Raw genomic sequence first — 23,772 nt, forward strand, 5'->3', positions numbered from 1 at the left:
AAGCCCGAGGTTCGGTGCTTCAAGGCACTAGCCTCGGGTCCGGTCCGCCCGTCCCTGGCGGCCGGAACGGCCGGAGCCGCCGCTCCCAGCGGCTCCGGCCCCCAATACGACCGGCATGGCGCCGGCTTGTCCGCTCAGTCATGCATCCGCACCCAAGACGGCACCGTCATCCTGCTCGACAGGCTGACGGGCAGGGCGGTTTCCGCCCCCGACAGAAAAACGGCCGAGGCGCGGCTTTCGCATCTTATTGAACCGACGGGCTGCGAAGCCGGGCCGGTTGAGTCGGTGTCAGCCGCCCCTCGAACCACACAACCCTGAGTACGGCCCCGCGGGCCGACCCCTGACGCTTGCCTGACGGCGCGCGGCCGAAGGCAGAACTTTGGATGGAGCCTGGAAATGGCAAGCTACACCGACGCGGAATTGCACGAGATCGCCTGCTGGCTGAAGGCGGGGCTTTCCGCCTCCAAGATCGCGACGGCATTCAGCGCGCTGCGCGACAGTCCGGTATCGCGCAATGCCATTGTCGGCATCGTGCACCGCAACGCCATGCTGGGCGCGATCGGCTTTGCCAATGGCAAAGGGCTGCCGGTCGGAGCCAAGCGGGCTGCGGGCAAGCATGCTGGAAGCAAGCTGGCAAATCGCATGCCGGCGCAGGGCAAAGTGAGCGCCAAGCCGGCCGTCGGCACGATCGACGCCACCACCAGCCGTCCCGGCGTGTGCGAGGCGGCTGCCAAACGCGACCCTTCGCCGGCCCGGCTGCCGCCGCGCCTGTTCGTGCGCGAGGTGGGCGTGCTGATCGCCGACGGCCAGACCTATCGTTTCAAGGTGCCGGTGCCGCCGCGTGCGCCCATTGGCCGCCAGCCGCATGGCGTGGCAATGCGCTTCATCGACTGCCTGTTTTCCCGCTGCCGCGCGCCGCTGGATCTGACGCTGCAAGAGGACCCCGACATTTCCATAGCTGAAGAGGAGGATGTGCCGGGCGGTCGGCCGGGTGCCGACATGCTGTGCTGCGGCATGCGGACCAGCGCGCTGAAAAGCTACTGCACCTATCATCAGGCGCGCTTCCAGCGCCGCGTTTTTGTGGCGGAGGCGGGGTGAGAGAAAGCGTACCTTCTCCCGTTCGCCGGGTGAAGGTACCGGCAGGCGGATGAGGGTCAGCACTGAAGTGGAAAGCAGATATGAACTTCAAGCATCTGACCGAAGCGCCGCCCCTCATTGCCCTGCCGGGCGTTCGTTGTTCGAAAAGCCAAGCAATTGGCCTTTCGTCCGCTGCGCAGACCACGCCTCACCCCCCGTAAACGGGGAGAAAGAAGCCTCATCGCCCTATTTCGGCGCCTGCCGGCCCTGCTTGGGCATGTGGCTTTGCATGGTTTTGGCCTCGGGCGTCATGGTCGGGCCGCCTTCGGCCACCAGAATATTGGCCACCCGGGCAAAGCCGGTGAACACTTTCATGGCATCGGCTTCGGAAATCTGCGCGGCGATTGCAGCGCTGCAGGCGTTAAGGGCGCTGCGGTAGACATGGCCGCGCCGCTCGAGCGGCCAGCGCTGCAGAAAATCGGCGGCTTCGCTGACGCTGTCGATCTCTTCGATCTCTCCGTTCATTCGCACCTTAAGCGGAACTCCAGTCTTCATGGTACCCACGGCGTTCACCTTCGCTTTGCGCGCGGCTTCACTTACCGCTCCAGTAAACGCGCCGCGCGGGCGGGCGGTTGCATCAATTCTCCGGTCGGCGCGCGCCTTTCACGAACTGACCACGGCGTCCAGCCAGTCATGGGCGCGGCTTTTCGGCCTGATCACCAGTATGTTCTGTTGCCTGGCCGCCTTGGTGAGAGCCTCGAAGGCGATGCGCTGGCAGCAGGTGCCGTCGACGGCGAGCGCAACCAGCCGGGCCGCCTCGACATAGCCCGGCGAGGTCTTGTCGGGCCATTGCTGCCTGAGCGCCCCGGCGGCCTCGGCCACCGAACCGACGAGCATGGTTCTGTTGTCGCAAAAGCGCAGGGTAACGGGCATGAACGCTGTCATCTGCATGTCTCCCGTAGACGCCGCATAACGTCGAAAATTCGCGCTGGTTCCATCAAACCGGATGCCGGCACGGCTGTAGAGGTGCAAGCGAACGGCCCTTCATGCGGCTCTGTGTCTTCGATTTTCGTCGGCGATCTGCAACCCAATACCCCCAACCGAGGACCCGCCCCATGCCCAGGAAAGCCAAACCCGCAAAGCCGCAGGCGCCGAAACTGCCGAAGGGCGAGGCCGAGCAGGTGCGCATCCGCCGCGAGATCGGCCATGATTTCGCACTGAAGGACGACGCCTTCGGCCGCAAGCGGCTGACCGCCGGCACGCGGGAGGCTGCCCGCGTCTACGAGGTATCGAATGACGGCTTCACCGCCACCGGCGGCATCGTGCGGGTGGGCACTATCGATCCGCTGCTGGGCATCACCTCGCTGTCGCGCCAGCAGCGCGAAGCCGGGCTTCGCTATCGCGAGGATTTCCGCTGCAGCCAGCAGGCCAGCGTCAAGCCGATGCGCTGGACCGAGCGCGTCGACGGCGGCCGCCACGGCGGCGGAATCGCCGACAGCGTGCTGGACGCAGGCCGCGCCCACGCCGCCGCCACCAGAGCGCTGGGCCATTGGGAAGTGGCCGCCGTGGTGCGACGAGTCTGCTGCGCGGGCGGGTCGATCAAGGGCATGGCCGAGCAGACGGGGGAGGACAGGGATGTCGTAGCGAAGCTGCTGAAGGTCGGACTGGATCTGCTGGCGGTGCACTACGGGATGACGATGGAGAGGCGGTGATGGGTGAGAGGCGATCCGACCGGCGATGCCGGCCGGATCAGTTTTCACAAGATCAGCTTATCTGCAGATGCGAATCTCCTCGACGATCCTGTGATGGTGGCGCCAGTGCCTCACCAGTTCGATGTGGCAACGGTGGTACCGGTGGTGTCGATGGTAATAACGCGGCCTGTAGCCGTTGTCGTAGACGTCGTACTGGTAATAGGGACGATAGACGTAGCGATCGCCGTAGTCACCGTAATAGTCGTCGTAATAGTTGTCTGCATAGCCGCCGATGCCGATAGTGATACGACTGCGGGCGTCAGCGGGGGCGATCATCGCCGCCGCCGAAGCAATGGCGATAACCGAAACAAGCAGGAGCTTCTTCATAGCTACCTCCTTTTCAAGGTTGACCTAATATAACCCCCGAGACGCGGCGGCGTTCCACAGATTCGTAAGACAAAGGATGCCGATACCGGGGGCGCGAGAGCCCTGGGGCCGCTGTTTTCCTGGTCCGCCAAGTGGGATGTGGCTGTCGTGGCGGGGAATCTGCTTGCGTGGAAGGCTTGATCAAGAGCCTGGCGGGGGCCGAGATGTGGTGACGAAGCTGCTGAAGGTTGGGCTGGATCTGCTGGCGGTGCGTTATCGGATGGTGAGGGGTGAGCCAGGTCCCTAGCTCCTTGCATTCAGGGCGCCGATGCCTTCTGGCCTTGGGCAGGTGATCCCTCATAGCGTGGTTTCGAAACGATGGCAGGCTGAGGTGGCAGACAATGTTAACTCGGATAGACATAGAAGTAGATATACGGCAGAGATGTCGCCGAGGATATTAAGTATAGCGGATGTCAGAGGGGAGATATCTTGGCCGATAAGACAATGGCAAATACGCGCGACATTCCGGCGTTGCGATTCAAGCAATGGCTTGACGATTGGAATCGGTACGATTTTAGCACGAGCGCTTACCGACGTCGTCCGCCCGAACATCTCTATATGTTTTCAATGGCCGCCGCCGAACTTCGCCGGCTGTGCGATGTTTACAAACGAGAACGTGATGGAGCCGAGGCCGAGGGCATCCAGAGGCTACGGGACCCTTCGCGAACCGGTCGAATTCAACGCTATGTTCGGTATGGCTACCCATACGGCGATTTAAAACTCCCCCAGCGAACTCCTGAGACATTGCCGTTGCGCAAGCCAGGTTGGCTGCCAACGGCGATAGTTATCAATATTCTGGTAGACGGCGATGAGCGCCGAGGCAGGAAAGTTCGACCTGAGCATCTAGCCGAAATAAAGAATGAGGAAGGATCAAGATGCACTATCCAGGTACCCGCGTTCACGGGCTCTGGCGTGAGTGCGCTGGCGCCGTTCGAGGTAATTGACGGGCAGCATAGACTTTGGGCTTTCGACTCTGGTGGGGATGAGCCCGCGATTCCTGATGACTTTGAACTTCCGGTTGTTGCGTTTCATGGCCTTGATATTGCTTGGCAAGCCTATCTCTTCTGGTCGATAAATGTGTCGCCGAAGCGGATAAATCCAAGTCATGCGTTCGATCTCTATCCCCTTTTAAGAACTCAGGACTGGCTCGATCGGGTCGGCGAACTAACGGTATACCGAGAAGCGCGCGCTCAAGAATTAACGGAGTTAGTCTACTCTCACCCTAAGAGTCCTTGGAAAAATAGGATAAATATGCTGGGAGAACGTGGCGGAGGCGGCGTTAGCCAGGCCGCCTGGGTGCGGGCACTCCTTACGACATTTTTAGGGACTGGACGAGGTCAGGGGCGACCGGGCCTCTTTCAATCAGATCTTATCGAGTACGGAGAGCCGCTCGAATGGACACGCCCGCAGCAGGCAGCCTTCATCATTCAATGTTGGATTGACCTCCAGGAGGCGATCGAGCGCAACAAGACCCAGTTTTGGATCCGTGCCTATAAGAAGGACGCCAATCGAGCGTTTACCGATAAAACTTCTTGGCTAAACCAGGATCAGGGTGTCCGAGCTGTCTTAACGGTTGCCAATGACATATTTTACTACTCGGCGCTGGAGTGGCAGCTCAATCAATGGCACTTCCCTGAACATGGTGAAAACGAAACCACTCCAGAAGAAATCGATGCGGCACTGTCGAGCTTAGCCAATGCGCCGTTCCGGCAGCGAATGATAGAGTTGGCAGATGGCCTGAGTTGTTTTGATTGGCGGTCGCTAGAGGGTCCAGAAGTAAAAGACGACGAAGACGTAGCCGTTCGTAAACGATCTTATCGCGGTAGCGGGGGCTATACCGCACTTCGCGACGATGTCCTTCAGATAATTTCGGCTGATGATACGATCGTTGGCAGTACAGCCAAAGATCTAATAGCAGCAGGCTCTTAATATGAGTATCGTCGCAGGCGTACTGGCCACGGCAGATCGTGGCCATATCCTTAGGGCTCTGTCCAGCTTTGCAAACAAAGCTCCAGACCAATGGTGTCCGACCGGACACCCGGCCAGTGATGGCCAGCTTCCAAGGGGATGGAAGCAGGTTCTAGCTCTCCCCCCAATGCAAGTTGTTGAGGCCGTGGCTGCATCGGCGCCAAACCATTGCATTGATGGTTGGAGCTATGCCTCACGTGCGCTGTCAGCGCTCTTAGCCGGCGATGCTCATGCGGCCCGCCACCTAGCATACTACGCTCAATTGCGCGCTGGCCTCTCGATTTTGGCCAATCTCGGCGTCGGAATCTTCAATCGTACAAATTTTGTTGTCACGGCTACCGGTGTCATTGCGCGACTTGATCAGCCTCCGGCCAAGAAGACCAGCGGCCCTGGTATGGGAACTCATGACATTGTTTGGGAAGCTCTTAAGGAGTGGGCTACTGAGGTTCAGACGTCTCGGATTTTTCTGAATTTAGTGAAGATTAGAGGTATTTCGTTGAAGGAATGCCTTGACTCGATCTGGCCGGGAATACCCGCATCCGGGGCGGCAACAGCGTTAATTGAAGCCTGGGGCGTCGATCTCAAGCGTGGCAAAGATGAGCACGTGTATCGGAATATCTCCAGCTACTCGCCACAGGCTATGAACCCTCTAGGGTTGACCGCACCAGCTGGGCTCCGCTTCGTGGAAGGGTTCTGGGCATTGTTCGAGCCGACAGCAGGAGCCAGTTTTGACAATCTAGATCGCTTTTTGCTTCGGTCTCTACTTTTGAAGCAACACAGGACGGTATCTCTCAATCAGAATTACTCTCAGGGCGCCATCGCCACTCGGTACCAAGAGCTTCCTGCGTCAATCAAGGCGCTCGCGAATGTTGAGTTTCTGACCAATGCTCAGCAGCCGAGAAATCCAGAATTGCTTCAACATGCGAACAGCGCAGCCAAGCCCGCGCAGCCGACGGAAATGCTCGCCAGAGCTTTTCTATTACTAAGAGTTGCGACCGCCTTTACGCATTCATCCTTTGTGGAGGCCGGTGTCAGTTGTGCGACCGGGGATCTTAGGCCTTGGATCGATCCTTGGGCAGAAGCAAGAGGGTTTTGGGCGCCGGGAAATGCGTTAGCCGAGCCAACTGATTTGTGGGTTGACGTCGAGCTGGCAATGATCGAATTCGTTGAGTCACTTGATCCCGAACCAAACTCATTGAATGACTGGATGACCCGTACTTTGAAGGGGTTGCCCACAATTTGCGAAGCGGAACGGATAGGCGTCTGGAGTCTCTGCGCATGAGTCGGATTTTTAGGGTGGTTTGTTCGACGGTTAGCGCCAATGACTGAGCCATTTTTGAAATGGGCTGGCGGCAAGCGTTGGCTGGCCAATTCGAAGCAGCTTCCGTTGCCAAGCTCCTATGAGCGGTACATTGAACCGTTTCTGGGAGGAGCAGCGATTTTCTTCCACCTGAAGCCATCCAGAGCGATCCTATCTGATGTGAATGCAGAGCTAATCGAGCTGTATGAGGTGATTCGCGATAATCCGGTAGAGTTAATGGATCTTATGAAAATCCATCACGCGGCGCATAGTCCAGAATATTACTATAAATTGCGTGAAAGCAATCCGAAAGATGGTGTGGATCGCGCGGCCCGCACTATGTATCTTAATAGAACTTGTTGGAATGGCCTATATCGGGTAAATCTGAGTGGCGTATTTAACGTTCCCATAGGAACAAAATCTACCGTCGTTTTCGATAATGATGATTTTTTAGGAATTGCTGATCAGCTGAGTAATGCCGAGATTCGATGCTCTGATTTCGAGCCGATTGTTGGAGAAGCGCGTGAGGGAGATTTTGTGTTCGTTGATCCTCCTTATACGGTGCGTCACAATTTGAATGGCTTCATTAAATATAACGAAAACCTCTTCAGTTGGGGCGACCAAGTGCGCCTTCGAGACGCAGTCGCAAGTGCGATAGAAAGGGGAGCTGCAGTGGTGGTGACAAACGCAGATCACGATTCGGTGCGCGAGTTATACGCGGGCTTATGCGACTATCGATCCGTCAAAAGATCAAGTGTGCTCGCCAGCGAGACGACACGCAGGGGGCCAACTAGCGAAGCGCTGTTTTTTGCCAACTTGTGATGCGATAGTAGTTCTGACTTATAGTCGAGCTAACCCTTCCTAAAACAGCGCCCTCTCAATCGGCGCCTCCAGCGTCTCGGCAAAGGCCGTCGCCAGATGGTGCCGGTCACGAAACGCGAGTTGGCCTGATATGACGACGTGGCAGGATGTCGGGCCGCAGAAGCGGTCGGTGAGGTCGATGTAGCGCGTGTCGGGGACGCTGTTCACCACGGCGCGCTCGGCGGCGGCGATGCTGTCGTTGGCGGCCTCGGTCCTGGGAGTGTCGCAGTGCGGCGAGGGGGCTTCGCGCCACCACAAGGCGCGCGCCACGCAGGAGTCGGCGAAGCTGGCGTTGAGCGGCGTGTCGCGAATGACGGCCGTCTCGACACCCGCCCGGCTGAACGCCTGCAAGGTCGAGCGCAGGCCGGACTGCCAGCGCGCGGTTTCGGCGGCGCGATCGGCGGCAGGCATGTCGCGGGTCAGGTTGCCGATCGAGAATTCCGAGATAACCACCAGGCGTGGCTTGGCGTGGATGATGTCTGATATGGCTTGCTCGCGCCAGGCGTCGCATTCGGTGTAGTCGCGCTTCAGCACCGTGTTGAAGGTAGAGAGCCGCGAGGCGCGGCACGACGATTTGAGATAGGTGACCACCTTGGTGTCGTTGCGTTTGGCTGCTTCGATCAGCGGTGTCGACCAGTGGTCGGCATGCGAATCGCCGAACAGCACGATGGTGTGTGCGGCGTCCGCCGCGCCGAACACGCAGGGTTTTGGCGTCACCGTTTGGAAGTCGGCCAGGCAGCTCTTGTCGGCGGCGCGTACGATGGAAGGTTTTTCGGCAGCCTGCTCGATGCCACGCTGCGCGGGGTCGATGTTGCGCGTGGCCAGGTGCGCATTGGCATAGGCCACCGCCACGCCGGCACCGGTCAGGGCAAAGGCCGGGATCAGCGCACGGGCGCCCGCCATCAGCCAGGCGCCGCGCCGGGCAGGGTTTTCGATCAAATGATAGGTGAGCACCGACAGCGCCAGCGCCAGCACGCCGCAGCCAAGGCGCTGCGCGACGGTGAGGTCCGGCGCCAGCATCCCGGCATAGACGATGACCGGCCAATGCCAGAGATAGAGCGAATAGGAGAGCGAGCCGATCCATTGCAGCGGCGGCAGCGACAGAGCGGTGGCCGGCGCAAAAGCCCGCCAGCCGGTCCGCTGTTCGGCCTGCTTGCCGGTCTGTTTCGCGCCGGCGCCGCTCAGCAGCACCAGGACGGTGCCGGCAACCGGCAGCAGCGCACGCCAGCCGGGGAAGGGCATGTTCTCGCTTAAGCGCAGGTAGGCCGCCGCGATCAGCACCAGGCCGAGCCAGCCAAGTGCAGGCCGCAACCATGGCTGGTGCCGCAGGAAAGCCGCAGGCACCAGCGTCGCAAGGCCGCCGGCAGCGAACTCCCAGGCACGCAGTGGCGAGAAGTAGAAGGCCCAGGCAGGCGCTGCGCTGGTCAGCCACATGCAGGCGGCGAAGGAGGCGAGGCCGGCCGCGCCGATCACCGCCACGGCCGTTCGCCGGCCTGGACGAAGCCAGGCGGCCAGCAGAAGCAGTGCCGGCCAGGCCAGATAGAACTGTTCCTCCACCGAGAGCGACCAGAAGTGGATGAAGGGATTGCTGGTGGCATCGGCGGCGAAATAGTCGAACGACCAGCGCAGCAGCCACAGATTGATGGTGTAGGCGGAGGCAAACATGGCGCCGTGCGAGTAGAGCGCCTGCTCTTGCGGCGCCAGGATGAAGTAGCCGGCGGCGAGCGTCGCCAGGATGACGAACAAAGCTGCCGGCAAAAGCCGCCGCGCCCGCCTGGCATAGAAGCGCCAGAGGTCGAGCCGGCCGGTATCACCGATCTCCTGCATGAGGTGGGTTGATATCAGCCAGCCGGAGATGACGAAGAAGATATCGACGCCGGCAAAGCCGCCGGGCAGCGCGGTGAGGCCGAAATGATAGGCGACGACGCCGCCGACGGCGAGCGCGCGCAATCCCTGTATGTCCGGCCGGAACGATGCTGCCACGATGGCTCCTTCGTGCACGCCCAGCCCCGAGCCCTTGGCAGTATCGGTCGGGCGGGCTGATATCGCAATGCAACAAATCTATCGCAACGCAACATGACCGGAATAGGGAGATAACGGGGAAAGGGCAGGCGCAGCTTGCCGCGAAACGGTGAGAAATGAGTGTCGGTGTCCGTTGATGACGATAATACCTCATGTTCGCAAATGCCGCCCCTCATCGCCCGGCCGGGCACTTTTTCCCCGTCACTATACGAAGGTGCCGGCAGGCGGATCAGGGGCGGCGCTGATCCTCCTCGTCAGTCCGGTGGCCTGCTACTTGCTGCCGCCGATTGCTTTCACACTGCTGCAGAATTCCGGGTGGGTGTTGGCCGCGTTGGCGTCCTTCGCCTCGTCCTCGCAGGCCTTCATCATCGCGGTCTGGTCGTCCGGCGTAAGGGCCTTCCACGCCTTCACGAAGGCGTCGTTGCTGACCATCGTCTTCATGCCGGTGTCGGTGTAGAAGGGCTGCATCTTGGCCGGATCGTCGAGAGCCGATGTTTTGGCGAACGCCGCGCCGCCGACCATCGAAAGCGCCATGGCGCCCAAGCAGATCATTTTGATGTTCATGGTATGATCCTCCCTGTTGCCTTGAGATCGTCGAGCAACGATCGTCTTGGAAAACGACAGGTCTGGATGAAAGTTCCGGCTTGTTTTGCGCAAAACCGCCCGATCGAAGAAAAATATAGTCGAGAAAGCTTGAAATTTTCCCGAATTTTTCCCGTTGGGCGCCGGCGGATCAGGTTTCACGCGCGAGACTGACCACCAGACGATCGACGCCGGGGTCGTCGAGACTGACGATATGAGCTATCTGCATCGCCCGTCTCATGCTGATACCGGTGACGTCCTGCCGCATGATGACCGACACGAAGGCCGGCCCCGATCCGGCCAGGACGATCGCCTTGCCGACCAGAACCGGCTCCGAGATGGGGGCCCACTGCACGGTGACGATCGAGGGCTCGCCGGTCTGGCGGCGGTTGATGCCGCTGAAGTAGATCCAGTTCAGGCGCGAGATCGCCACGCCATAATGGTTGCCAGGTATTCTCGCTCCGCCCTGGCCATCGCCCGGGGCCCACCGCGTTACCCGCCTGAAGGTGACCAGCTCGGCCTCGCGCCGCACGAAGGTGACCGAGCGCATCAGAAGGTCGGGGCGGCCGGGGACCGAAAAATAGGTGAAATAGGTGCCGCCGGCGATGGCGGGCGACGGGGGCCGCACCATGTTCTCATACAGTGTCTGGCACAGCGATGCGTGGCCGTCGTCCTTGGCTGGTGTGGCGGCGGGCTCGCGATACAGCTCATTCTCGTCGATCTGGAAATAATCGCAGATCAGCCCAGCAGTGGCTTTGTTCGGAATGGCCCGGCCTTGCAGATAGCGCTCGAACTGGGTGCGGTTGATGCCAAGCTCACGGCACACCGCGCTCACGGAAGCGTGGCGCTTGATCAGCCGCCTGAGGTTGGCGGCGAGATTCTCACGAATTGGCACGACATCGTCACCGCGATAGACGTACGAACCATTATTCAAGCACTTGCTTATATATCAATCCCACACTGTCGGGCCGGCGCAAATAAGGACCTTTGGCCAATAGAGCAGGCAAACCGTACGGTTTTGACAGTTTGGCTATGCAAGTCCTGCAAATGGGCGTATCCCGGTGCCAAGAGCGACCTCATATCGGCCTCTCGACATCCTGTGATGGAGGGCGGTTTGGATCATACCGACCTAGTCGAGCTTCTGGACTACACGCACGCGCAATTGAGCAAGATACGCCAGGCGGTCGCCGCCAGCGAGCATGCCGGCGCCATGGTCGCCATCGATTGCCTTGTCGGAGCGGCGGCCGAACAGACGAAATGCAAGCTCGCAAGCCTGGAGCATGCCGGGCTGCCAATTAGCCGGCACGGCGCAGCGGATGCCTTTGGAGGCAGTGCGGCACGGCCCGGCAAGGTCGGCCCATCGGGCAAGCCGGCCGCGGGTGACGACCGCTCTTAATCAGTCTTTGGCCGATTCAGGCTTGGCCGATTCAAACTTGGCCGATCTCGCCGATCAGCCTGACATATTCGGCCTCGGCTTCGCCGTAACTGCCATTGGCGAGTTCCAGCAGTCCGGCCCGATCGCGAATGACGATCTCACCACGGCGCGAGCGGATCAACGCGCGGCCTTCGAGCAACTGGAGCGCGACGGTGACGCCTGGCCGCCTGACACCAAGCATGATGGCCAGGAATTCGTGCGTGATGGCGAGGTGTTCGCCAGGCACCCGGTCGTCGCACATGAGCAGCCAGCGTGCCAGCCGCTCCTCGAGCTTCAGCCGCGCGTTGACGAGCGCGGTGCAGCCGGTCTGGGTCTGGAGCGTATTGACGAAGCGTAGCAGGAACATGCGCAAGGTCGCACTTGCCGCCAATGCCGCATTGAAGGCGCCGGCTTCGATGCGGATGGCTTCGCCTTCGAGTTGTACGAAACATGCATGCACCCCACGGTCGTCGCCCATCACCAGCGAAGCTCCGGTCATGCCTTCGAAGCCGATGAAGCCCACTTCGGCCTCGTGGCCGCTCGCCGTCCTGGCGACCACCGAGCCGATGCCCTGTTCGATGAAGTAGACCGCCTCGATCGGGACATTTGGGGTCACCAGCATCATGCGCAACGGCAGCGCGCAGCGCTGCATATGCGGTTTGAGCAGCGCGAGGTCATCCGAGTTCATCCGCCGCAAAAGCTGATTTCGGTATTGGTGGTTCTGGTCGGGTTCTGGGGTTTTATCGGGATTAGTCATGGCGCGGCCCAATGCAGGGCAAGAGCCATCTGATCTCCCAGCCGTCCGCGCCCGTAACAACGTGCGGACGATTGCCCACATATAAACCGTCTTGACGAATAAACCTAGGAATTCGATGCACGGCATCCCCCCAAAGCCGCTCGCATACGAAAAGATCGACCCAAACGTTAGTGTCAGAAACGTACCAAGCGCCGCTTGGTACGAAACCGACATATTGTCCGAGCGAGGCGGGTCACGGGGAGGGCCGATGAAATCCGTCGGCTAACGACAATGGCGCCATCTGGCACCCGGCTCCTGCGAAGCCTTCGAAAGCCAGCCAACGACAGAGTTTGCCCGCGGGAGAATTGTACGATCCGTACGGTGATTACGTCGATATTGACTCTCCTCGCGGCCAATTTAGATTTTCGATCACAGCGTCAGGCAAGTGGGCGCTGCTCGGAGTGGGGATTCTCATGTCGAGCCCTAACAAGCGCCATCCCGGCTTTTATCCTTCCGACCTGCAGCTATGCCAACGCGTCTTCGATCAGGTCTGCTCCGAACGCAAACTGAACCCGATGTCGGTGGAGCCGGACGTGCAGCGGCTGGCAGCCACGGTGTTCTCGCTTTTCGAGAATGGCTGTCGAAATGAAAGTGAGTTGCTCGAGAGTTTCAGGCGGACTCGGCAATGACCAAGGTCAGGGTCACGTCCTCGACGCCCGGGGTTGAAGACGAACCTTACGACACCGCGGTCTTTGCAAAGAAATACGGCATGTCGAAGAAAGCCGCGGAGGTCGTGCTGTTCGCAAACGGACCCTCCAGAACGGCTTGCGACGCTGCAGCACGCTCCTTCATGGAAGCGGTCGCACGCAGGTCAAAAAAACAGCCATGAACGCTGCGATGCGGCTGGCGGGCGCGCAATGCTCACAAGCGCTCTTGACGCCTGCAAGTTCGCAAAAGGTATTTCGTTCCAGGAACCCAGGCGATCTCCGTGTTCGAATACAACGTCGAGCACAAGCTCACCTCACGTCGATAGTTTTGCCTGTCGCTTTTCGGGCGCGGGGCTTGCGCTTTGCCGTCGCACTCGAAGCCGGTGTCTCCGACGAAAGCCGCAGTTCTCGCAGCCGCGCCGTCTTTGCCTCACGCGCCTGACGTTCGATGGCGATGATGGACCGAGCCTCGCGGGTGGCACGTTCAATCCGGTCTTTATCCTGAGGCAGTCGGGTCAAGAAAACTCTCCTTCGGTGGATTCCAGAATGCGGGCCGAAAGAAAATGTTCCGACCGGGGAGGCCGGCATCGAATGCACGTGCAGCATGTCGCCAGCGAAGGCTGCTGGCCGCGACTTGAGCCAACCGTCTCGGCGGAGGAGGGCTGCCAGCAGTGAGTTGGCGACCAACGCCAACTGTCCGAAAACGTACCCAACGAGGCAGCGTCGTCGGCCGCGCTCTTGTCAAGCTGAAGCGGTCAAGGCCGGCCAACTGGACAGCGACGAAAACGGCCCCTTTCAATTCCTGTCGGCCGGCTTGGAGCGCATGCGCGATACCGTTTCGCGCTCGGCGCGCTTGGAGCGCAACGGCGGCAGGCCGCGGTCGATCAGGTCCATGTCCTCCAGCACCATGTCGCCCATGCGCTTGAAGGCGACGTCGAGCGCGCCGGCGCGGTGGGCGGAGCGCAGGAAGCCGGGCAGAGCACGCACGGGATGGTCCTGCGCCAGCGGTTCTTCGGGGAAGACGTCGCTGGCGGCGACGATGTGGCCGCTCTTCACCGCCGCCATCAGGGCGGAAAAATCGACGACGCCGGCGCGGCTGAGCAGGATGAAGGCGGCGCCTTTTCGCATGCTGGCAAAGGCCTCGGCGCCCAAAAACCCCTGGTTCTCGCTGGTCACCGAAGCGACGACGAAGACGAAGTCGCTGGTCGACAGCACGTCGTCGAGCGAGGCCGGCTCGACGCCATTGTCGATGAGGATCGAGGGCGGCAGCCAGGGATCGAAGACTTTGGTTCGGGTGCGGAAGCCCGACAGCAGCCGGTTCAGCGCGCGGCCGAGATCGCCGAAGCCGATGATGCCGACATCGGCGCCGGACAAGAGCCGCGCCGTCGAATTGCCGTCGCCGCCCCACAATTCCCTGCCTTGCCGGAAGGCGAGGTCGGCATCGACGATGTCGCGGGCGAGATTGAGCGCCATGGCAAGGCCAAGCTCGGCCACCGGCTCGGCGAACACCAGGCCGGTGGTGACGACATGGATGCCGCGCGCGAACAGCGTCTCGTAAGGCATGTTGTTGATCAAATTGGTCTCGACATTGAAGACGCAGCGCAGCGCCGTCATCCGTGCCAGCGTTTCGGGCGATATTGGCGGCTGGCCAACGATGTAGCGGGCCTGTGCCAGCACTTCGGCCGGCAGTTTCGCAACGCCGTCGGCGGTGGTCTCGACGATACGGTATTTCGCCTTGAAGCGAGCCAGTTGCGGCGCCGTGAAGATGAGGTCGAGCGTGCGTGGCTCCGGCGCGCTGATGACCAGCGGCAAATCGTTGTTCGGCATGACGGTTCCTCCCGGCGCGATCCTGATCGCCCTCTCTCGGGGGCCAAATTACCTTGGATTAAACGATTTACAACAAAGAAAAATCGATTTACGCATTCTTCAGCGGACGACAAATGCTGACGTTCGCACCTCGGGAGGAGGACCAATGGCGCATAGGCAGGATCAGCAGCGGCGTCCGTCGATTCACGACGTGGCAAGCCGTGCCGGCGTGTCGGCCGCCACCGTCTCCAAGGTGATGGCCGGCGTCACCACGGTGAAGCCCGAGAATGCGCAGCGTGTCTTCGACGCCGTCGAGCTGTTGGGCTACCGCGTCGATCCGCTGGCCTCCGACATGCGCCGAGCCAAGCGCCGCATTATCGGCGCCATCATGCCCGAATTCGAAAGCGAGTTCTTCGGCCAGATGGTCACCCAGCTCGAGAGCCTCGCCGAGCAGCGCGGCTACACGCTGGTGGCGGCATCGAGCCGCGAATCCGAGGCGCGCGAAACGGAAATCCTGGCCCGCATGCATGACTGGCGGGTGGCCGGCGTGGTGCTGGCGCCGGTGCGCAACGAGCACGGCCCGGCGGCCGCATTCATGAAGGCCAACGGCATGACCGGCGTGCTGATCGACCGCGTGCTGTCCGACGACGCCTTCGACACCGTATCGGCCGACAGTGCTTCCGCGAGCGCCGAGGTGGCGCGCGAACTGATCGGCAAGGGCCACCGCCATATCCTGGTCGTCGGTCTTGGCGAACAGGCGGCGACAGTACGCGCCCGCCTCGATGGTTTTCGCGCCACCGCACGGGCGCTGGCACCGGATGTGCGCATCGACGTTGTGCTTGCCGAAACCGATGTCGAGCCGCTCAGGGCGCGGTTGCGCGACTATTTTGCAAAGGGAGAGCGCCCGACGGCGGTCTATTCGCTGTTCCTCAAGGGCACGCTGGTGGCGCTGTCCGAATTCCGCCGGCGTGGCTGGCACTGCCCCAACGACATTTCGCTGGTCGGCTTCGACGATGCCGAATGGATGCAGGTGACATGGCCGGCCATCGCCGCCGTGGTGCAGCCGGTGCGCCAGATCGCCGGCCATGCCATGGAAGCGCTGTTTGCCAGGATTGAAGGCGGGGAGGGCCCGCCGATCGCGCGGCTTGAGCCTTGCCGGGTCTTGATGCGGGAATCCGTTGGCTCGCCAATCTTGTCACAGCCAAACCCAACATGAACGAAGTCGTCTGCCGCATCGTCGTCGTCGGCGGCGGCGACACCAGCGCTGCGGCGACGCACGAACAGAGAGGCTGGAGCTGATGAACATCCTTGGATTGCACACTTTCGCCATTGCCCCTGTCTGGAACCTCGACCTGATCGAGCCACGGATGGAGCGGTTGAAGGGGCTCGGCATCGGTCTGCTGGAAATTCCGCTGCTGCGCCCCGAGGAGATCGACACCAGGCGCACGCGCGCCTTCGCCGAACGCTGGGGTGTCGCGCTTGTCCCGTCGCTCGGACTGCCGGCTTCACTCGATGTGGTGGCGCGGCCGGACGAGGCGCTGGCTTTCCTCGAACCGGTCTTCGGCGTGTGCGAGGCGGTGGGCAGCGAGGCGCTCGGCGGCGTCACCTATGGCACGATCGGCAAGACTTCGGGTCGTGCGCCGACGGCCGAGGAAATCGACGGCATGTGCCGCTTCCTCGCGCACGCCGCCAAGGCAGCCAAGGCGCATGGGCTGAAGCTCGGCATCGAACCGTGCAACCGCTACGAGACGCATCTGATCAATCGCGGCATCGATGCGGCCAAAGTCATCGAGCGCATCGGCGCGGACAACATCTTCATCCATCTCGACACCTACCACATGCATATCGAGGAGGAGAGTTTTGAGGCTGGCTTCCGCGCCGCCGCATCCTATCTCGGTTACGTCCATGTCTCCGAGGCCAATCGCGGCGTGCCGGGGCGCGGCATGCTCAACTGGGGGGCCTGCATGAAGGCGATATCGGACATCGGCTACAGCGGCGCCATTACCCTGGAAAGCATGAACCATGTCGATGTCGACATTGCCGGCGGGTTGGCCGTGTGGCGGCCGGTGGCGGACAATCCCCACGATGTCATTGGCGTCGGCCTGCCGTTCCTGCGCGAGGAGGCGAGGAAGGCGGGGCTGACGCTGGGGTGAGGTCGGCTGCGATCTTCGGCTCGAGGATGATTTGCGGTCAGCGCCACGAGGCCTCGGTCGTTCGAGGCATGGCGCCCTCAAAGCAGGCCTCGCGATCGGCTTTCCACGTGGGGAACGGACTTCAGTCTTGTTCGTTGAAGTGGCAATTCGCCGATCGAACTCGGCGGGTGGGTTCAGCAGAACGAAGGAGAGAGTCATGGCCAGCGAAGCCGACCGCGATCCACTGCACCATACCCAGAAGATGCAGGCACGCCTGCAGGACACCATAGATCACCTTCGCGAGGACATCGGCAAGGTGGACGAGCCCAAGTTCAAGGCGATGTTCGAAACTGCGGCAGAAGTCCTCGGCGGCCTGAAAAAGGCCTTCAGCGACTACGAACAAAAGAATGAGGCCGCCTGGCGCTGACTTCTGCTGGATGCCGTCGAGCTATTGCATGTCGTCCAAAAGTGGTCCCGATTTTGAGGAAACGACATAGCAAAATCAAGACCACAAGCGCGTCGCTGAATCCATTCAAACATGATGCGCTTTAGGTCGGGAGATCAATCTAGGCACGCCTTTCGGGAATTGCCTCGCCCGCCCGCCGCTGTCCCAGATGCCGCACCTTGCGGCCGATGATCATCAGCTGGCGTGCCGTGTTGTTGCGCAGGCGGCGGATGCGCCATTCCAATCCGGTCTCGGTGACAATCGCCTTGGCATAGATGCTGGAGCGCATGGCTTTGGCGTCGGCGGCGGTCTTGATCCGGTCGTCATAGAAGGCGCTGATCTTGTCGGCGCCCATACCAGGCGTTTCCAGCCAGGCGGGGATGTAGGTCGAGCACAGGCGATCGACATCCGTAACCACTCGGTGGATGCCGTGACCTTGCGCCGGGCATGTCGTGGAGAACGCGTCGCCGATGAAGACGACGCCGTCGCGGCGGTGGCCCGTGGTGGTCGTCAGGCTAACCTGCCTGACCTCGACCGGGCTGGCGACGGTGAAGTTGCCGCATTGCGCTGATATCTCCGGCATCAATTGCAAAAGCACTTGTTGCGGATTCGCGCGGAACGCCTGCGTCCATGGCTCGGCAACGGTCCGGTAGGCAAACATGTTTGCCCGCACTCGGTCTCTGATCGGGAAGATGGTAATAAAGGGTATGCGGTCCGCGACGCGCCTGGGATAGAAGGTGAGGGACCGGGAGCCGAATTCCTGCGGCGAGATCGCAAGGTCGAATCCGACCGACAGGGAATGCGCCTTCGAATGCTCGATGCGCTCCACGCCGACGGCACGCCGTACGGCTTCGCTGTAGCCGGTGGCCACCACCAGCAGGCGGGCATTGATGACGGTGCCGTCGGCCAGTACAAGCCGCTGCCGGTCCGGCCCGGTCGAGACCTCGGCGACCTTACCCACCGTCAGCGGCACTTCCGGCGGCAGGGCGTCGCGCAGGCCGTTGACCAGAGGGCCGTAGGAGAATGCGAACTCCGAGTCCTGCTTGCGCTGGAAGAACTGTCCCAAGCGGAAGACATGGATTTCGGTCGCCGGGGTGACGAGGGGCTTGATGACGGGACCGAGGCCAATCTTCTCGAACAATTGCATCTGTTCCGAGCGAGTTTTCTCGGCCCGGAACTCGTCGTGATGAACGCGGTGCGGATCGATCAACGCCACCTTGCGCCCGGCCTTGCCCAGTACGGTTGCCAAGGTGGTGCCAGCCATTCCGGCGCCGACGATCGCCACTTCGACTTCGGTTTGGCCAGCCTCTGCGGTACTCATTTCGCTGCCCTTTCTGCTAGTAACTTCCAGATATGCAATCCGCGGTAGAAAATATCTGCCGGACCCAAATCAACCTCAAGCAACCGGCGCGCGTGTCTGGTAGTAACCAATGTTTAGGTTAATCGCGGATCCGTCGTTTCCAGCGCGGTGCGATCGCCGAGCCGTCGATGAACTCAAAACCGCCCGCCTCGTTGAGTGTGTGAAGTTTGCGCCCACTCCATAGCGCACCAGAGTTTAAGATGGTTTCAACGACTTGCTCCATGCCGATCAAATCAAGGTGAGAAATGCGTGCAATGCCGAGAGCCGCGCCATAGCTCCTGCGGCAGTCCTGCACCGGGCGCAGCAGGTCGTCGCCGCGCTTGACCATGCGGCCGGCCGGCCGCGCCGAGGCGATGTCGATCAGCACGGGATTGTTCGGGTGCGGCGTCCAGGGCCCGCGAAAATCCGGCGCCGACCACAGATGCAGCGCGTCGGAGAAGGCACCGCCGCCTTCCCGGACGGTTGCGAACATCCACCAGGCACCGCCATGCTCGACCAGGGTGGCGTCGCTGGCGACGACGCCCGACAGCAGCGTCGCCTCCTTGACCCATCCGCCGGGAAAGGTAGTGGCCCGGTAGAGATCGACCGTGCCGTTGGCGCAGCTTTCCGGCACCATCCAGACCTCGCCGTCACGCTCGAAGACAAAGGGGTAGGAGAGATGGTAGGGCAGGTCCAGCACCGGCTCAGGGCGGCCGAGTGGGCCCGACGGGCCGAAGGGCACGGCGGAGATGATGGCCCGGCCCAGCCGATGGATATAGTCCTCGACGAACAGGGTCAGCTGACCCTGATACAGGATCGGGAACGGATCGGCGTAGAAGCGGCTGCCATCGTCCGGCAGCTCTTGCCAGCCCGATGCCGGATGCGCGCGCAGGTCGAACAGATCGCGGCCGTTGGTTTGCCGCCAGCCGACCTTCCAGTGCGGCGCGTTGTAGCAAAGGTGATAGATCTTCTGGACGATCCGCCGCGCCAGCGCCTTTCCGGCTCTTACGCCAAGCTTGCCGGCCGAGGGCATTGGCGGCGGCGCACCGGCTTGCGCCGGCTCGGGCAGATGAGGCACGGCCTTGGCAGCACCCGACATCGCCGCGACGATCAGGCTGGCAGTGCGCGCCAGCATGTCCTGGAAGGACGCAAGCGCGATGCCGCCATATTCGGTCCCCAAGCGCCCGGCGGCAATCGAAACACCGTTCTCCTCGATGCGGGCAAGCGGTGTGCGGCCGGCGAGGATCAAGGCCAGCAAGGCCGCTTCGCCGCTGGCGCCATCATAGGTGACGCGCCAGATCCGCGTGCCTTCCAACTCGACATCGCCACAGAGGTCAACCACTAGGTCGGGCGAAGCGGGGGACTGCGTCCGGTAGGGAGCGAGCATCGAAAGCGGCACACGCTTCGCCAGCCCATCATGGGACAGGCCGTGTATCGCCGTTTCGAGTTGAAACAGGGCCGCGGCGCTGCGCGGGATGCCGCCGCCCGCGGGTCTGATATCGACGGACAGCTGCACATCACCAGGCGCCGCGAGGCGTTCCAGCAGCGCAACATGGAAGGCGCGTACGCGGTCGCCGTCCAGGCGCAGGTTTATCCGCATGTCGGAGACCCGAAAAGGCGGTATCCGGCCTTGCCGGTCCGGTCAAATTGTAGCCCCATCCGCATACGTCTCCGCTCGCTGTGCACCCAGCACCTCGGTATGTATATTTTTAAGCAAACTGCGTGCCAAAATTCACATGACTTCCCAACATAATTAACAATCTTTTAACAGTTGGAGGAATAGCTAGGTTAGTGCCGCAATCTGATCTTGCCGGCATATGGGGTATTGTCGGAGGCAGCCATGCAATCATCTCTGCCCATGGTTCCTCAGCAACACTCTCCGGATGCGGGACAAGCGGGATCATACGCGGCTTCGACTGTCGAACTGGGCGATCTGAAGCGTATCCTGGTGCGCCGCCGGTTCTGGATCTTCGGCACCGTCGCGCTGCTGACGCTGGCCACCTTGCTCTACGGTCTTTTCACGCCCGCGCTCTACAGTTCGTCGGCGGAAATCCTCATCGATCCGCAAGACCTGCAGGTGGTCACCAACGACGTCAATCCCAGCCGTATCTCACCCGACGGCGGCATCACGCAGGTCGAGAGCCAGGTCAGCGTGGTCCAGTCGACAGGCGTGCTGATGCGGGCGATCGCGGCGACAAACTTGACGCAGGATCCGGAATTCAACGGGCAGGGCCTGCTGTCGCGCCTGCTCGGTTCGGGATCGGCCGAAGGCGACAGGTCGGCGCAGACGCTCGACGCGTTACGCCGACGCCTGGCGGTGAAGCGGGCCGACAAGGTCCTGGTCCTCGACGTCATCGTCACCGCCAAGAGCGCCGACAAGGCCGCCCTTCTGGCCAACGCCATCGCCCAAGCCTATCTGGTCGACCAGGCAAGCGCGCGCGCAAAAATGGCCAAGGACGCTTCGGAGTCCATCACCGCGCGGCTGGACGAACAGCGCAAGCGCGTCCAGCAAGCCGAAAACGCCGTCGAGGCCTACAAGTCGGCCAACAACATGGTGATGGCGGCAGGCAATCTGGTCAGCGACCAGGAACTGACCGAGATCAACACGCAGCTTTCGGCGGCGCAGAGCCGCACCGCGGCGCTGAAGGCGCAGGTCGACCAGATGCGCCGGCAGAGCGGCACTGCGGACGCCACCTCGGAAGCGATGCGCTCGGCGGTGATCTCCAGTCTGCGGGCACAAGAGGCGACGCTGGTCGATCAGGTCTCGCAGCTTGGTACGGAAATGGGGCCGCGCCATCCGTCGATGATCGCAGCCCAGCAGCAGCTGCGCGACACGCGCCAGCTGATCGCGCGCGAACTCGGCCGCATCGCCACCGCCACCGAGACCGATTACGAGCGGGCGCTGGCCAACCAGCAGGCTCTGGAAGCCAAGGTCGCGGGTATGAAGAGCAAGTCGCTCGACACCGACCAGGCCTCCGTGCGGCTGCGCGAACTGCAGCGCGATCTCGAGGCGGTTCGCTCCGTCTACGCGAACTATCTCCAGCGGGCCCAGGAAACGCGCGAGCAGATCAATGTCGACAGCACCAATGCGCGCATCATCTCCAACGCCATGCCGGCCCTGAAGAAGAGCTGGCCGCCTTTGTCGCTGCTGCTTGTCGGCGCGATCTTCGGCGGGCTGGGGCTCGGCACCGGCCTGGCGCTGATCGCCGAATATGCCTCGCCGACGGTGCTTTCCAGCGCCCAGATGCAGTCGGCCATCGAAGCGCCGGTGCTGGGGGTGGTGCCGGCAAAGTCAGGCACTGGCCGTCGCTGGTGGCCGTTCGGTGGGAGTGCGGCCGCCGCGTCCAGCCGGAAAACCGATGCCGTCGTCGGTCTTGCATTGAGGCGCATGTTCAGTTCGGGCCAGCGGCCGCCGGACTGGCCGCTGGTGCCGTCCATCCTGGTGACATCGTCGCCGGGCGAGGGCGCGCAGCGCAGCCGGGTGGCACGGTTGCTGGCCAATACCGCGGCGTCCAGGGGCAGCCGTGTGCTGTTCATCGATGCCAATGGCGGCGGCAGTCAGAAGGAGGCGCAGCCGGGAATCCTCGACGTGCTGCGCGGCGAATACGCGTTTGAAGCCGTCAGCCACTACGCGGCCGGCAGCAACGTCGCCCTGCTGGGCAGGGGCCGCTCAAAGGCGGTCTTCCAGGAAGCGCATGGCATCTACTTCGCGCAGCACATGCTGGCCCAGGCCAGCCGAAGCTTCGAGCTCGTCGTCATCGACGGCGGCGCATTGGCCGACAATCTCAATGCCTCGCCGCTGGTTGCGATGGTCGACGAGATCGTGCTCGTCGCCACGTTGAACGCCACGCCGATGCGCGACGTCACCGCGACGTCGCAAGCCGTCTCCGTCATGGGGCGGCTGCCGACAGGCGCCTTGCTGGTCGACGAGGCGGCCTGACATGGCCACCAGCTGGAGCGCAAGCGCTTCGAACTTCGGTGCTGCCGCACCCCGCGCCGGCACGTCGGTCGATGCGCTGACGCGTTTCGGACTGATCGCGGCGGTGGCGGTGCTGTTCAGCGTCTCGGGCGGTATGCTGTGGCTCGTGGGCTACAATTACGACGGCCTGTTCGGCAACCCGGCGACCAAGATCCACCCGTCCACCTATCTCATCGTGCTCTTGCTTGCCTGGCGCTCCTGCACCTTCGGCAACCCGGTCGGCTACCTCGTCCATGTCGCCGACAGGCGACCGGCCAGCGCGCTGATGGCCGCCATTTCGATCGTGCTTCTGTTCGTCGTCATCGCCAGGCAGCGTCCCGGCATGGCCGGCATGATCGATACGTTCTTGGCCGCGGCACTTGTGGTGCTGATGCTCAGCGAGGATGACGAACGGACATTCGCCGGGCTGCAGACCGTCATTCACGTGGTCATGACGGCGAATGCGTTGCTTGCCCTTTTCGAGTTCGCCACCAAAACGCTGATTTTCCCCTATCGCCTCGACGGCGTGGCGTTTACCACCGATCTGCGCTCAAGCGCGCTGCAGGGGCATCCGCTTGCCAATGCCATGGTGACAGCGATCTACGTGCTTGCGCTGCTCTCCGGTGCGAGATCCCTGTCTATGCCTGTGCGGATAGGGTTGATCGGCCTGCAATGCGCGGCACTCGTCGCCTTCGGCGGCCGCACGGCTATGGTGACGACGATCGTGCTCGGCGGCTTCTATCTGCTTTTTCAGGGCATCACCAAATTGCGCCGGGGCCGCGTCAACCTGCTGGGTGCAGCACTGGGCTTCATGCTTGCCGCGCTGTTGCCGGTCGTCATCGTCGTGGCGGCATATTATGGCTTTTTCGACGCGCTGCTGGAGCGCTTCGTGTCGGACAGCGGCAGCGCCAACGCCCGCGTCGAGATGTTCGAACTCTTCAAATACCTGGAATGGCGCGATCTGATCGTGGGGCCGGATGTCGACCTGGTCGACAGCCTGCGCCGCATCAACGGTCTCGAACAAGGCATCGAGAACCCGATCATCCGCACGATCGTCTACCAGGGCGCCTTCTTCACCCTTTTGCTGACGTTTGGCTTCGTGCTGTTCTTGTTTGAGGTGGCGCGGCGCTGCCATCCCGGCATCTGGCTGCCGATGCTGGGCTGGATCATCCTGATCAACACTTCGGAAAGCGTCGCGTCGAAGACGACGCTGCTGACCAAATTCGTGGTGCTGGCGCTGGTGCTCTACCGGCCGGCGCGGGCGGTGGTGCAACGAAGGCCGCAGTCGGCGCAAACGTAGCGCTCTAC

The 23,772-nt window shown here is 62.0% G+C and carries 23 protein-coding genes; 13 read left to right on the plus strand and 10 right to left on the minus strand.

The annotated features are described in order from the left end of the window. Positions 1-396 precede the first annotated feature (396 nt). On the plus strand, positions 397-1,098 hold the full coding sequence (locus NKI38_RS09385; protein WP_352656669.1) for a GcrA cell cycle regulator: 702 nt from the start codon (positions 397-399) through the stop codon (positions 1,096-1,098). Positions 1,099-1,323: 225 nt separating this feature from the next. Here the strand turns inward: NKI38_RS09385 and NKI38_RS09390 are convergent, their stop codons facing one another. Both NKI38_RS09390 and NKI38_RS09395 read right to left on the minus strand, forming a co-directional pair. Beyond that, on the minus strand, positions 1,324-1,632 hold the full coding sequence (locus NKI38_RS09390) for a DUF982 domain-containing protein (protein WP_352629005.1): 309 nt from the start codon (positions 1,630-1,632) through the stop codon (positions 1,324-1,326). Positions 1,633-1,740: 108 nt separating this feature from the next. Continuing rightward, positions 1,741-2,022 carry a DUF982 domain-containing protein gene (locus NKI38_RS09395; RefSeq protein ID WP_352656671.1) on the minus strand — a complete coding sequence of 94 codons (282 nt, stop codon included), beginning with the start codon at positions 2,020-2,022 and terminating at the stop codon, positions 1,741-1,743. 170 nt (positions 2,023-2,192) lie between these two features. Here NKI38_RS09395 and NKI38_RS09400 point away from each other — a divergent pair, with 170 nt between their 5' ends. Continuing rightward, positions 2,193-2,789 (plus strand): DUF6456 domain-containing protein, encoded by a 597-nt coding sequence (locus tag NKI38_RS09400; protein WP_352656673.1) that lies wholly within the window; start codon positions 2,193-2,195, stop codon positions 2,787-2,789. 57 nt (positions 2,790-2,846) lie between these two features. Here the strand turns inward: NKI38_RS09400 and NKI38_RS09405 are convergent, their stop codons facing one another. After that, positions 2,847-3,155: a hypothetical protein gene (locus NKI38_RS09405; RefSeq protein WP_352656675.1), complete on the minus strand. Its 309-nt coding sequence runs from the start codon at positions 3,153-3,155 to the stop codon at positions 2,847-2,849. Positions 3,156-3,623: 468 nt separating this feature from the next. On the opposite strand from NKI38_RS09405, the gene NKI38_RS09410 reads away from it, so the two are divergent. Genes NKI38_RS09410 through NKI38_RS09420 form a run of 3 tightly spaced genes read left to right on the plus strand, consistent with a single transcriptional unit; the run spans position 3,624 to position 7,284 of the window. Then, complete coding sequence (locus NKI38_RS09410) at positions 3,624-5,123, plus strand: DGQHR domain-containing protein (protein WP_352656677.1); 1,500 nt, start codon at positions 3,624-3,626, stop codon at positions 5,121-5,123. Between the two features lies 1 nt (position 5,124). Further along, the gene (locus NKI38_RS09415) at positions 5,125-6,444 is read left to right on the plus strand and encodes a hypothetical protein (RefSeq protein ID WP_352656678.1); all 1,320 of its coding nucleotides are present in this window, start codon (positions 5,125-5,127) and stop codon (positions 6,442-6,444) included. 39 nt (positions 6,445-6,483) lie between these two features. After that, positions 6,484-7,284 carry a DNA adenine methylase gene (locus tag NKI38_RS09420; RefSeq protein WP_352656680.1) on the plus strand — a complete coding sequence of 267 codons (801 nt, stop codon included), beginning with the start codon at positions 6,484-6,486 and terminating at the stop codon, positions 7,282-7,284. A gap of 39 nt (positions 7,285-7,323) precedes the next feature. Here the strand turns inward: NKI38_RS09420 and NKI38_RS09425 are convergent, their stop codons facing one another. The 3 genes from NKI38_RS09425 to NKI38_RS09435 all read right to left on the minus strand — a co-directional run bounded on the left by NKI38_RS09425 (position 7,324) and on the right by NKI38_RS09435 (position 10,822). Next, positions 7,324-9,306, minus strand: a complete 1,983-nt coding sequence (locus NKI38_RS09425) for an acyltransferase family protein (protein WP_352656682.1) — start codon at positions 9,304-9,306, stop codon at positions 7,324-7,326. Between the two features lie 309 nt (positions 9,307-9,615). Next, positions 9,616-9,909: a hypothetical protein gene (locus NKI38_RS09430; RefSeq protein WP_352656683.1), complete on the minus strand. Its 294-nt coding sequence runs from the start codon at positions 9,907-9,909 to the stop codon at positions 9,616-9,618. 169 nt (positions 9,910-10,078) lie between these two features. Beyond that, positions 10,079-10,822 carry a helix-turn-helix domain-containing protein gene (locus NKI38_RS09435; RefSeq protein WP_352656731.1) on the minus strand — a complete coding sequence of 248 codons (744 nt, stop codon included), beginning with the start codon at positions 10,820-10,822 and terminating at the stop codon, positions 10,079-10,081. A 219-nt stretch (positions 10,823-11,041) separates the two neighbouring features. Here NKI38_RS09435 and NKI38_RS09440 point away from each other — a divergent pair, with 219 nt between their 5' ends. Continuing rightward, positions 11,042-11,323 carry a hypothetical protein gene (locus tag NKI38_RS09440; protein WP_352656685.1) on the plus strand — a complete coding sequence of 94 codons (282 nt, stop codon included), beginning with the start codon at positions 11,042-11,044 and terminating at the stop codon, positions 11,321-11,323. 31 nt (positions 11,324-11,354) lie between these two features. On the opposite strand, the gene NKI38_RS09445 is transcribed toward NKI38_RS09440, so the two are convergent. Continuing rightward, positions 11,355-12,098 carry a Crp/Fnr family transcriptional regulator gene (locus NKI38_RS09445; RefSeq protein ID WP_502899277.1) on the minus strand — a complete coding sequence of 248 codons (744 nt, stop codon included), beginning with the start codon at positions 12,096-12,098 and terminating at the stop codon, positions 11,355-11,357. Positions 12,099-12,442: 344 nt separating this feature from the next. Here NKI38_RS09445 and NKI38_RS09450 point away from each other — a divergent pair, with 344 nt between their 5' ends. Together NKI38_RS09450 and NKI38_RS09455 are read left to right on the plus strand one after the other, a co-directional pair. Then, a complete protein-coding gene (locus NKI38_RS09450) occupies positions 12,443-12,766 on the plus strand; it encodes a hypothetical protein (protein ID WP_352656688.1) in 324 nt (107 codons plus the stop codon). After that, entirely contained in the window at positions 12,763-12,966 is a 204-nt protein-coding gene (locus NKI38_RS09455) for a hypothetical protein (RefSeq protein ID WP_352656690.1), read from the plus strand. Before NKI38_RS09450 ends, NKI38_RS09455 begins: the two co-directional genes overlap by 4 nt. 613 nt (positions 12,967-13,579) lie before the next feature. Here NKI38_RS09455 and NKI38_RS09460 read toward each other — a convergent pair. Then, entirely contained in the window at positions 13,580-14,611 is a 1,032-nt protein-coding gene (locus NKI38_RS09460; protein ID WP_352656692.1) for a hydroxyacid dehydrogenase, read from the minus strand. A 145-nt stretch (positions 14,612-14,756) separates the two neighbouring features. Here NKI38_RS09460 and NKI38_RS09465 point away from each other — a divergent pair, with 145 nt between their 5' ends. The 3 genes from NKI38_RS09465 to NKI38_RS09475 all read left to right on the plus strand — a co-directional run bounded on the left by NKI38_RS09465 (position 14,757) and on the right by NKI38_RS09475 (position 17,149). After that, positions 14,757-15,806 carry a LacI family DNA-binding transcriptional regulator gene (locus NKI38_RS09465; protein WP_352656694.1) on the plus strand — a complete coding sequence of 350 codons (1,050 nt, stop codon included), beginning with the start codon at positions 14,757-14,759 and terminating at the stop codon, positions 15,804-15,806. 82 nt (positions 15,807-15,888) lie between these two features. Beyond that, positions 15,889-16,743: a sugar phosphate isomerase/epimerase family protein gene (locus NKI38_RS09470; protein WP_352656696.1), complete on the plus strand. Its 855-nt coding sequence runs from the start codon at positions 15,889-15,891 to the stop codon at positions 16,741-16,743. Between the two features lie 196 nt (positions 16,744-16,939). After that, positions 16,940-17,149: a hypothetical protein gene (locus NKI38_RS09475; RefSeq protein WP_352608685.1), complete on the plus strand. Its 210-nt coding sequence runs from the start codon at positions 16,940-16,942 to the stop codon at positions 17,147-17,149. A gap of 139 nt (positions 17,150-17,288) precedes the next feature. On the opposite strand, the gene NKI38_RS09480 is transcribed toward NKI38_RS09475, so the two are convergent. Together NKI38_RS09480 and NKI38_RS09485 are read right to left on the minus strand one after the other, a co-directional pair. After that, positions 17,289-18,488, minus strand: a complete 1,200-nt coding sequence (locus NKI38_RS09480) for an FAD-dependent oxidoreductase (RefSeq protein WP_352656699.1) — start codon at positions 18,486-18,488, stop codon at positions 17,289-17,291. A 118-nt stretch (positions 18,489-18,606) separates the two neighbouring features. Beyond that, complete coding sequence (locus NKI38_RS09485; RefSeq protein WP_352656701.1) at positions 18,607-20,106, minus strand: glucosamine inositolphosphorylceramide transferase family protein; 1,500 nt, start codon at positions 20,104-20,106, stop codon at positions 18,607-18,609. Positions 20,107-20,346: 240 nt separating this feature from the next. Between NKI38_RS09485 and NKI38_RS09490 the strand changes: the two genes are divergently transcribed. Beyond that, positions 20,347-22,446 carry a GumC family protein gene (locus NKI38_RS09490; protein ID WP_352656703.1) on the plus strand — a complete coding sequence of 700 codons (2,100 nt, stop codon included), beginning with the start codon at positions 20,347-20,349 and terminating at the stop codon, positions 22,444-22,446. 1 nt (position 22,447) lies between these two features. Then, complete coding sequence (locus NKI38_RS09495) at positions 22,448-23,764, plus strand: VpsF family polysaccharide biosynthesis protein (protein WP_352656705.1); 1,317 nt, start codon at positions 22,448-22,450, stop codon at positions 23,762-23,764. Positions 23,765-23,772: the final 8 nt, after the last annotated feature.

Origin of the sequence: Mesorhizobium sp. M0621 (assembly GCF_040320745.1) — a bacterium.
Classification (GTDB): domain Bacteria; phylum Pseudomonadota; class Alphaproteobacteria; order Rhizobiales; family Rhizobiaceae; genus Mesorhizobium.

Bases quoted from the DNA above. Each gene is read 5' to 3' on its own strand.
- NKI38_RS09430 (WP_352656683.1), bottom strand. From the start codon at position 9,909: ATGAACATCAAAATGATCTGCTTGGGCGCCATGGCGCTTTCGATGGTC.
- NKI38_RS09465 (WP_352656694.1), top strand. From the start codon at position 14,757: ATGGCGCATAGGCAGGATCAGCAGCGGCGTCCGTCGATTCACGACGTG.
- NKI38_RS09385 (WP_352656669.1), top strand. From the start codon at position 397: ATGGCAAGCTACACCGACGCGGAATTGCACGAGATCGCCTGCTGGCTG.
- NKI38_RS09495 (WP_352656705.1), top strand. From the start codon at position 22,448: ATGGCCACCAGCTGGAGCGCAAGCGCTTCGAACTTCGGTGCTGCCGCA.
- NKI38_RS09445 (WP_502899277.1), bottom strand. From the start codon at position 12,098: ATGACTAATCCCGATAAAACCCCAGAACCCGACCAGAACCACCAATAC.
- NKI38_RS09490 (WP_352656703.1), top strand. From the start codon at position 20,347: ATGCAATCATCTCTGCCCATGGTTCCTCAGCAACACTCTCCGGATGCG.
- NKI38_RS09485 (WP_352656701.1), bottom strand. From the start codon at position 20,106: ATGCGGATAAACCTGCGCCTGGACGGCGACCGCGTACGCGCCTTCCAT.
- NKI38_RS09455 (WP_352656690.1), top strand. From the start codon at position 12,763: ATGACCAAGGTCAGGGTCACGTCCTCGACGCCCGGGGTTGAAGACGAA.
- NKI38_RS09395 (WP_352656671.1), bottom strand. From the start codon at position 2,022: ATGACAGCGTTCATGCCCGTTACCCTGCGCTTTTGCGACAACAGAACC.
- NKI38_RS09390 (WP_352629005.1), bottom strand. From the start codon at position 1,632: ATGAAGACTGGAGTTCCGCTTAAGGTGCGAATGAACGGAGAGATCGAA.
- NKI38_RS09470 (WP_352656696.1), top strand. From the start codon at position 15,889: ATGAACATCCTTGGATTGCACACTTTCGCCATTGCCCCTGTCTGGAAC.
- NKI38_RS09415 (WP_352656678.1), top strand. From the start codon at position 5,125: ATGAGTATCGTCGCAGGCGTACTGGCCACGGCAGATCGTGGCCATATC.
- NKI38_RS09475 (WP_352608685.1), top strand. From the start codon at position 16,940: ATGGCCAGCGAAGCCGACCGCGATCCACTGCACCATACCCAGAAGATG.
- NKI38_RS09405 (WP_352656675.1), bottom strand. From the start codon at position 3,155: ATGAAGAAGCTCCTGCTTGTTTCGGTTATCGCCATTGCTTCGGCGGCG.
- NKI38_RS09420 (WP_352656680.1), top strand. From the start codon at position 6,484: ATGACTGAGCCATTTTTGAAATGGGCTGGCGGCAAGCGTTGGCTGGCC.
- NKI38_RS09460 (WP_352656692.1), bottom strand. From the start codon at position 14,611: ATGCCGAACAACGATTTGCCGCTGGTCATCAGCGCGCCGGAGCCACGC.
- NKI38_RS09400 (WP_352656673.1), top strand. From the start codon at position 2,193: ATGCCCAGGAAAGCCAAACCCGCAAAGCCGCAGGCGCCGAAACTGCCG.
- NKI38_RS09480 (WP_352656699.1), bottom strand. From the start codon at position 18,488: ATGAGTACCGCAGAGGCTGGCCAAACCGAAGTCGAAGTGGCGATCGTC.